This window comes from Moorena sp. SIO3H5, assembly GCF_010692395.1.
GTDB lineage: Bacteria > Cyanobacteriota > Cyanobacteriia > Cyanobacteriales > Coleofasciculaceae > Moorena.
The window spans coordinates 1-2,191 of record NZ_JAAHHS010000688.1 but is presented as its reverse complement, the minus strand read 5'-3'; the positions used below and the strand labels follow the sequence as shown (position 1 = coordinate 2,191).

Here is a 2,191-nt window from a genome sequence, read left to right as displayed (position 1 = left end):
GATGCAAATGCCCAGTCATGCGGATATTGCCATCTTGCTCCAGATAGGTCATGTAGATGGCACATTTGGCAGCGGTTGCTGCTGCATCTAGAAACGCCCCATGTCGGTGTCCACTAGTCCGCAGGGCGCTGAAAGCCAGGTATAGCATGATCTGATCCATTGCACTGGGGCTTAGGGTTTTGATCAGATCGGATTGGTTGATCATCTTAGGGGCAATCACATCTACTTCCGTTGGTTATCAAGCTTATTTATTTTCATTTTTCCACACTAGGACAAACTCACTGTCATCTAAGAAAGCGAGCTGAGGTTGCTTGGTAGAAAATTGACGAATTAAGAAGCACCCTAATCATGTCTTTTCCAATATATTATATAAAATAAGCCAAGTACAAGTAAACTATATTGAATTGGCACTTTCCCACTGTAGACCGCTACTCGTACCCAACAGTGGGATTGAAATGCCGTCAAATCTGCCCTCAAACTGAATCCAGTCAGTTGACTCTCACACAAGAGACAGACGTCCGCTACCACGATGGGCGATCAGGGTAGTTGGAATTACTGGTGATGAGACAAATTTGTGGTTTTCTTTTCTCCCATAAGAAAAAATTTGTCCTGTTTGCTCTACTACACTGGGACAATCATTAATGTAGTTTAGTGATGAATTTGAGCCATGGGCAATCATCGGTAAATTAACCCCAAACCAGATGGTTAAAACAGTAAGTAAAGCAATAGGAGTGTAAATTCGCATAACCGATATCCGTATCAATGTTCCTCTAATTACTGATACAGATTGCTCGCTAATGGTTCAGGAAAAAATATAAACTATAAGCGAATTTTAAAAAAATACCGATCGTGTAAATTCCTATTAAAATTCTTTATGGAAAAAAAAACTAGTTGACTAAATTGTGTCAAGCTAGCGACTGTAATCCTTGTCCGATAAAGATTAGTGTTATGTCAAGAAGTTATTTATTTTCTGCCATGACTGTTGTTGAGCGAATTGGTATGGCAATTATCTTTACTAAAAATAAGGATAAGTAATCCTGGGTATTATAGATCTTTAAATAACTACAAATTTGCTAAGTAGGTAAAGGCGATTACCTAGCAACCATTCACATTTACAACCGCTTATGTAGCAATCCTAAATTGTTTGTTAAAAATTTCCAATGGTGATCTATTCGATTCTCTTCTGCTACTCCCGGTCTCTCACCTTGTTTGGAAGTTTTACAACTCAAATGGAAGGCTGTATAAAGGGAATGGTTTTTCTTGAATCCGTTCGGCAATCGGTCTTACCTTCTCAACCACCTCAATTAAGTAATCATAATCAGGTGCTTTAGCATTGGGGATGTATCCTACTGATGCTGCCATGCTGCTGGAGGCAGATTCTAGTGCCTTGTGGATCTCCTGTTGTAGATTTCTCTCGACTGTTGGTCCGATCAGGATAGAACCACTGGGAATTTTATGAGAATCTATATATAAAATCCGGAACCTACTCTGACTCATCACAAGCAAGCTGGGACAGGAGCTGGTACAGGACTTAGGCATCGAATCAGTAGAGTTCTAGCAACAGTCAATTTTGGCTAGGTATCTATATCTACTTATCTAGTCAGCCGTGGCAATTTATGCACCCACCATGGCACAACAAGTTTTACACATGATATCTTAAGGGGCTATTTGGATGTTGGGTTTCCAAGCTGACGGAATGGTGGTTTGGTTGTTCGCGCACGCGTGGCCAAAGGCCAAGGTTGAAGGTGGTTTGGTTGTTTGGTTGAAGGTTTTTTGGTTGTTCGCGTAGCGTGGCCTTTTGGCCAAGGTTTAATCACCTGTAACCTTCAACCTGTAACCTTCAACCTGTAACTTTTATAGCTTCCCCAGAATTAAGTATCCCACCGTAGTGGCGTGACACAGCTAAAATAGTGCAATAGCTTTTTGTTAAAAACCTTAATTTACAAGGGATAAGGGATTTTACTAAAGCACCAAATTAGCTGTGCCACGGCAGTAGGCGGTACAGTTGGAGGGGCTGGTCTTTACCTTTAACCTTAACCGGGGACATTTTTTCCAACGGTAGAGTTTTATTCCTCAGCTTGTCTAAGGTGCTTTGGGAAATTAGAATCTCTCCCTCCTGAGCGGCACTACAGATGCGGCTAGTAACATTGGTAGTGTCACCGATAGTAGCGTATTGAATCAGCTTCTGTGA

General features: G+C 41.2%; 3 protein-coding genes and 1 pseudogene. All 4 read right to left on the bottom strand.

The window, feature by feature from the left end:
* A pseudogene (gene hetR / locus F6K52_RS35555) lies at positions 1 to 205 on the bottom strand (heterocyst differentiation control protein); the annotation flags it as partial.
* 294 nt (positions 206 to 499) lie between these two features.
* Complete coding sequence (locus F6K52_RS35550; protein WP_293089797.1) at positions 500 to 745, bottom strand: hypothetical protein; 246 nt, start codon at positions 743 to 745, stop codon at positions 500 to 502.
* A 473-nt stretch (positions 746 to 1,218) separates the two neighbouring features.
* A complete protein-coding gene (locus F6K52_RS35545; RefSeq protein WP_293089795.1) occupies positions 1,219 to 1,497 on the bottom strand; it encodes a hypothetical protein in 279 nt (92 codons plus the stop codon).
* Between the two features lie 478 nt (positions 1,498 to 1,975).
* Positions 1,976 to 2,191: adenylate/guanylate cyclase domain-containing protein (locus F6K52_RS35540; RefSeq protein ID WP_293089793.1), on the bottom strand; the 216-nt coding region annotated here is incomplete at its 5' end.

Excerpts from the sequence above, each read along its gene's own strand:
- F6K52_RS35550 (WP_293089797.1), bottom strand. The coding sequence starts at position 745 with ATGCGAATTTACACTCCTATTGCTTTACTTACTGTTTTAACCATCTGG.
- F6K52_RS35545 (WP_293089795.1), bottom strand. The coding sequence starts at position 1,497 with ATGAGTCAGAGTAGGTTCCGGATTTTATATATAGATTCTCATAAAATT.